Annotated in this window: 4 protein-coding genes and 1 pseudogene; 4 read left to right on the top strand and 1 reads right to left on the bottom strand. The window is 60.9% G+C overall.

Annotated features, from left to right (window positions below; all coding sequences use genetic code 11):
- From KA184_22545 to KA184_22530, 4 genes and pseudogenes are all read left to right on the top strand, one after another.
- Nucleotides 1-483: glucose-1-phosphate cytidylyltransferase (locus tag KA184_22545; GenBank protein MBP8132367.1), on the top strand; the 483-nt coding region annotated here is incomplete at its 5' end.
- Nucleotides 484-490: 7 nt separating this feature from the next.
- On the top strand, nucleotides 491-1,147 hold the full coding sequence (locus tag KA184_22540) for a PIG-L family deacetylase (protein MBP8132366.1): 657 nt from the start codon (nucleotides 491-493) through the stop codon (nucleotides 1,145-1,147).
- 188 nt (nucleotides 1,148-1,335) lie between these two features.
- A pseudogene (locus tag KA184_22535) lies at nucleotides 1,336-2,138 on the top strand (IS5 family transposase).
- Between the two features lie 106 nt (nucleotides 2,139-2,244).
- Nucleotides 2,245-5,052 carry an FAD-dependent oxidoreductase gene (locus KA184_22530; protein ID MBP8132365.1) on the top strand — a complete coding sequence of 936 codons (2,808 nt, stop codon included), beginning with the start codon at nucleotides 2,245-2,247 and terminating at the stop codon, nucleotides 5,050-5,052.
- Nucleotides 5,053-5,098: 46 nt separating this feature from the next.
- Here KA184_22530 and KA184_22525 read toward each other — a convergent pair whose 3' ends face one another.
- Complete coding sequence (locus KA184_22525) at nucleotides 5,099-5,974, bottom strand: hypothetical protein (GenBank protein MBP8132364.1); 876 nt, start codon at nucleotides 5,972-5,974, stop codon at nucleotides 5,099-5,101.
- Nucleotides 5,975-6,407: the final 433 nt, after the last annotated feature.

Raw genomic sequence — 6,407 nt, 5'->3', positions numbered from 1 at the left:
GGGGAACGGCTCAAGGCCGTCCAGCCGTTTCTCGAAGGCGAGGAGGTTTTCCTCGCGAACTACAGCGACGGGCTTACCGACCTGCCCTTGCTCGACTACATGCAGCGGTTCCTCGACAGCGGCAAGGTCGGCGCGTTCATGTGCGTGCGCCCGCCTCACACCACGCACGTCGTGCGCGTCGACGCCGAATGCAGCGTCCGCGATATCCAGCCCATCCGCGCCGCCGATGTCTGGATCAACGGCGGCTACTTCGTGTTCCGCCGTCAGATCTTCGACTACATGATGCCCGGCGAAGAACTCGTCATGGAGCCGTTCCAGAGACTCATCAAGGAGGACAAGCTGTTCGGCTACCAATACCAAGGGTTCTGGACCTGCATCGACACGTTCAAGGAGAAGCAGGAACTGGACGAGATGTGCGCGCGGGGCGAGGCCCCGTGGCAAGTCTGGCGCACGGGCGCGCCGCAACCGCCCGCGCGCCACTGAGGCCCCCATGCTCCGGATGGCCCTGGACCGCGACCCCGACGCGCCCCTTTCCATTCTGTGCCTCGGCGCGCACAGCGACGACATCGAAATCGGTTGCGGCGGCGCCATGCTCCAATTGCTCCATGCCCGGCGCAACGTGAGCGTGCACTGGGCCGTGTTCGCGGCATCCGGCGCGCGCGCGCGAGAAGCCGAACGCAGCGCCAAGCACTTCCTGCGCCGCGCGACATCGGCCACCGTCTTTCTCAAGCAGTTTCGGGACGGTTTCTTCCCGTACACGGGCGAAGCGATCAAGGAGGAATTCGAAAACCTCAAGGCAATCGTCGCGCCGGACCTCATCTTCACCCACTATCGCGACGACCGGCATCAGGACCACCGGCTCATTCACGAACTCACCTGGAACACGTGGCGCGACCATTTCATACTCGAATACGAAGTCCCGAAATACGACGGCGACTTCGGCGTGCCCAACTTCTTCGTGCCGCTGAGCGCCGCGACCGTGCGGCGCAAAGTCGCCGCGCTCATGCGCCATTTCCCGACCCAAAGCGGCAAGCATTGGTTCGACGAAGAATTGTTCCGCGGCGTTCTGCGCCTCCGCGGCATGGAATGCAACTCGCCCTCCCGCTACGCCGAAGCCTTTCACGCCCGCAAACTCACCGCCCGCTGAACACCGGCCCGCGCCGGAACTCACCGCGCCGTCTTTGTTCGCGGTCCCCCCTCGGCCCGTTCTTCGAGACAGGCACCGCGAGTCAAGAACGCCTCTGTCTGCGCGCGCCTGTCGAACACCTCAGGGCGGAACATCTCCGCGTGTTCCGTCGGGTACAACCAACCACGCGGCTGCACTGGAGCGCGCCTGTGGCCCGAGAGATTTTCCCAGACGATTTGTGGGCGTTGATCGAGCCATTGTTGCCGCCCGACAAGCCAGCGGGCAGCAACGGTCGTCCGCCTGTGCCCAACCGAAAGGTGCTGACGGGGATTCTGTTTGTGCTGCGTTCCGGCATCGCATGGGAAGACTTGCCCAAGGAGATGGGGTGCGGCAGCGGCATGACCTGTTGGCGGCGCCTCCATGCCTGGCAGCAAGACGGCGTATGGGCAAGAATCCATGTGGCCCTTCTGGCGCGTTTGCACAAAGCCGATGCCATCGACTGGTCACCCGCGCTGGTGAACTCCTCTTCGCTGCGCGCGGTTTTTGGGGGCAGAAAACGGGGCCTAACCCGACGGGTCGGCGCAAAGCGGGGACTAAGCATCATGTGCTCAGCGACGCCAACGGCGTTCCGCTTTCGTTTGTCTTGACTGGCGCGAACACCCATGATATTACCCAGTTGTTGCCCTTGACCGAGCCGTTCCCCCCGGTACGCGGCAAAGTTGGAAAACCGCGCTAACGCCCCAACAGCGTCCAGGGAGACCGTGGCTATGACTCCGAACCCCACCGGGACGCTCTACACAAGAAAGGAATCCAACCCGTGCTTGCCAAGCGCGATACCGAACATGGGAGCGGCCTCGGAAAAACACGCTGGCTGATTGAACGCACGATGGCTTGCCTGCACCAGTTTCGGCGGCTGCGCGTGCGCCATGAGAAACGCGCCGATATTCATGAGGCCTTCGTCCGCACCGCATGCATCCTTATTTGTTTCAATCCACTAAAAGACTTTTGTTAGAGGCTCTAAGTAACTGATCATATTGCGTTTTAGTTTGGTGGCAATTGCGTCGGAGCACGGGACCGTGTCATAAATGCGTGACGTCGAGAAATGCTTGGAGAAGAACATGACCAGTCGAAGCACGTGGGTCGGGTTGATGTTTGGGATTATTTGGGCCTCAGTTAGCATAGCTGAGACACCGCTCGAAGAGTGGGACCGGGCCGGGGAGGCCCCCTTGGTCACGCCGACGCGTGAGGCGGTGGTAATTGATGGCTTGGTATGGCTGGATGCGGAGGATTTCGGGGACTATGGCGGCTGGGTGGCGGACACGCAGTTTGTCCATCTCATCGGCTCGGCATATCTTATCGCACCGGGCGTCGGGACGAGTGTCGCAGATGCGTCCACCGTAGTGCGGATTCCCGAGACAGGCGCATTCCGCGTGTGGGTGCGTACGCGAGATTGGCTGCCGGAATACCATCCCGGCCGGTTCCAGGTTGTTGTGAACGGCGAACCTTTGGCGGCGACATTCGGCGAGGCGCGAAACGACGCGTGGACCTGGGTCTATGGCGGCACCATCGATCTGCGTGCGGGAGAGAATCGCATCGCGTTGCACGACCTTTCGGGGAGTTTCGCTCGGTGCGACGCGTTGGTTCTTGCGCGGGACCGCAGCTACGTTCCGCCGGAAAATGTCGCGGGGATCGAGCGTGAGCGGGCGCGGCTGACCGGGCTCTCGCTGGACATTCAGCCTCGCGGCGACTTTGATGTTGTGGTCGTCGGCGGTGGGCCTGCGGGATGTCCTGCGGCGATCGCAGCGGCCCGGCTCGGTGCAAAGACGGTATTGATCCAGGATCGGCCGGTGCTCGGCGGCAACGCGAGCCTCGAACTGGGCGTGTGGCTTCAGGGAGCATCCATCTCGCTTCCAAACGCACGCGAAACCGGGATCATCGAGGAGGCCTCGCGCATGCAGCAACTGGAGGGGCATCACAGTGTTTCGGTGCCGTTCCAGCGGCTTTGTGATGCCGAGAAGAATTTGACCGTGTTTCTGAACACCCGCGCGGTCGGTGTACGGATGGCGGATGGCAAGCGTATTGCTGCCGTAAAGACCGTTAACACGCTGACGGGCGCTTACTCGGAGTTCGGCGCGCGGTACGTCATCGACTGCTCGGGCGACGGATGGGCCGGTTTCTACGCAGGCGCCGAGTACCGTGTTGGGCGCGAGTCAAAGTCGACCTACGGCGAGCCCGATGCACCCGAGGTCGCGGATACCATCACCATGAGCGGCTGCATCATGGGCCAACACAGCCTCGGTTACCGCTCGGAGAAGACCGGTGAAGCGGTCGAGTATGTTGCGCCGGCGTGGGCAGCCGCGATCCCGGATCTCGTCGCGTTGAAACGGACGCCGCGCAGCTTGGCCACGGGCGAGTGGTGGCTCGAGCATGCGGGGACATGGGACGATCTCAACGATGCCGAAAGGGCGCGCGACGAACTGATCCGCATCTCGTTCGGGTATTGGGACTACTTGAAGAATCGCTGGCCCGACCGGGAGAAGTTGCGCGACTACGCGTTGGTCTACGTTCCGCCGCTGGTGGCCAAGCGAGAGAGCCGCAGGCTCGTCGGCGACCATGTCCTCACTACCAGCGAGGTCCTGAGCGGTACGATTTTTCCGGACCGCATTTCCTACGGCGGATGGCCGGTGGATATTCACAATCCAGACGGTATCTATGCGGGCGAAGGGCCCTACCACACGAACTACCACATCCGCGACATCTACACGATACCGTTCCGCTGTCTCTATTCCGTTAACATCGACAATCTGTTATTCGCGGGCCGCTGCGCCAGTTTCAGCCATTTTGCGCTGGGCACCGTGCGCGTCGAGCGCACGCTCGCGACTCTCGGACAAGCCGCCGGTACGGCGGCCGCGTTGTGTGCCGCGAAGGATAAGACGCCGCGCGCGTTATGCCAAGAAGATATCAGCGAGTTGCAGCAGACTCTGCTCAAGTACGATCAGTACATTCCGGATGTGCGAAACGAAGACCCCACCGACCTCGCACGGACCGCGCGAGTGACGGCTTCGAGCAAGGCGACCGGACAGCCCCTGCGCCGCGATGACGTCAGACTGGCTGACACGTGGCATCGCATGGATCACCGCCGCGGACAGATGATGCCCATAGGACAAGGGCGTATCGACCGCGCCCTGCTCTACCTGCGATCAACGCGAACCGATACGGCACGTCTTCGGCTGCACGTCCGCAAAGGAACCGGCCCCGGCGATTTTTCAAGCGTGCAGGATTGCACCGTAGCCGAAACCGATATCGACGCCGGCGCGGAGTGCTGGATCGCCTTCACACTGAATGTGACGATTGACACTCCATGCGCGTGGGTCTGGCTCGAACCGGAAAAAGATGTTGAATGGCGTCTGATGAGCACGTCCCTGAAGGGCATGCAGCGCGTCTACACGGCGCAGGCTGCCGACGGTCCTGACGCATGGACGCCCTCGAGCAGTTTCTACGCTTGCGCACTTGAACCGCCGGCGACGGCTGTTTTCGATTGTTCGCCCGGCAACGTGATCGATGGCATCGCACGCGCCGTCGGCGATCAGACCCACAAGTGGCAGCCCAATCCCGAAGAGGTGATGCCGCAGTGGATCGAACTCGAATTTTCCGAACCCATGACATTCAACACCGTACACGTGGCCTTTGTTACCGACCTCAACGCAAGAAACCGGGACCTGCTATCGCGTGGTGTGAAAGCATACTCGCTGGAAATTGACGAGGAGGGTAGCTGGCGGACGTTGATTTCGGAGACCAATAACATCCAACGTTGGCGCCGCCATGTTTTCGACAATGTGACGGCGCGCCGTCTCCGCGTGGTCTTGCACGATTCCAGTCCATCCAACACGGCCGGAATATACGAAATACGGGTTTATCGGGAGTAGCGGGTGTTATTGCCCGTATGACACCGAGACTCACCGATGCCGTGAACTACTTGTCCGTTGTCGGCTTCACATCAGGGGAGCGTTCGCCGAGAACGGTCTGCAACCAACCCCGAAGCGCTTGGCGTTCCGCAATGTCGCGGAGCACCCAGGTATCGGTGTGATTGCGGTACGGCAGTGCTTGAAACGTAAAACGCCCGCCCGGGCACGCACTCTTGAGATACGCACGCGTCTCGTCCGTCGAGCCTTCGTGACTGATAAATTGTGGCCGCCCATGCAGCCGTTTCAGCCGTTCCAGAGCCGAGGCGCGGTCCGAGCCGGGATAGTCCCATTGCCGCACGCCGTCGTAGTGACTGTGTGCGATAAACGCCAGCCACAGGCCGGCAATGGCGTCATCATGCAGTCCGATGAAATTACAGGCGATGGCCCCACGTGAAAATCCCGCCAGAATGATCGCGGAGGGGTCGCCTCCGTCCTGGGCGCACACATCCCGGACAACGTGCTTGCAGTAATCCGCCGTCGCACCTATGTCGCCCCACCATTGGGCCTGGTTGTGCTGATTATCCTTGCTGACGAAGGGCAGGCACAGCCAGATGAATCCTTGGCCGCCCGAGAGTCCGTAGCCGAGATGGCAGTCTTCGATTTCACCTGTACAAATGTCGCCAAACGGAGAGCGGTAGGGTCCATTACCCGGATACTCGACGATGACCGGATACGTCTGGTTCGGTTTCCAGTCCGTGGGCAAGTACAGCGTGTGATAGACGCGACTGGCGCGGTATTCAGACACGGTTTGCCGAACGCGCTGGCCTGGTGCGGGTGTTCCGTCGGTCGTGGGCGGAGGGTATAGGTCCTGTGGAACCGCCTGGATGTCCGGCAGGTCAGCGAGAGCAGGTCCTGCTCCATTCGCATGTAGGAAGAATGTGATTACTATCACGAGTCCAGGTATCATTATGCGTTATCTCACGCACTGTTACTGACGGTGGCCGCAAGACACGGTCCCCCGAGATTTCGCAAGATAAACATCGTCACGCAAGAAGTCCCGTTTCTACACCTGCATTGTATGCGTGGCAAGCAGCCTACGCACCCCCTCCTTATGCGGGCCGCCTGGGTCATAGCAATTGGGTGTCGTTCGCGTTTATTCGTAGGCATTGGTGTCATTGAACTTACATCATCCGTGGAGCAAGCTTCAATGATGCTCACAATCACCACGAATTGCTTTTTATGGCTGCCCCGAAGGTTCAATATCGTCGCGAATTTGGCGGCTGAGAATCTTGCCCTTCGCCAGCAACTCATCGTACTCAACAAAAACCAGCCCCGCCTGAAGCTCAAGGAGCGGGACCGCCTGTTCTGGGTAGTCA

This window comes from Candidatus Hydrogenedentota bacterium, from assembly GCA_018005585.1.
Lineage (GTDB): Bacteria > Hydrogenedentota > Hydrogenedentia > Hydrogenedentales > JAGMZX01 > JAGMZX01.
This window is presented reverse-complemented; position numbering and strand designations above follow the sequence as displayed.

What these genes read in the sequence shown, in the direction of transcription:
- KA184_22530 (MBP8132365.1), top strand. Translation starts at nt 2,245, where the DNA reads ATGACCAGTCGAAGCACGTGGGTCGGGTTGATGTTTGGGATTATTTGG.
- KA184_22540 (MBP8132366.1), top strand. Translation starts at nt 491, where the DNA reads ATGCTCCGGATGGCCCTGGACCGCGACCCCGACGCGCCCCTTTCCATT.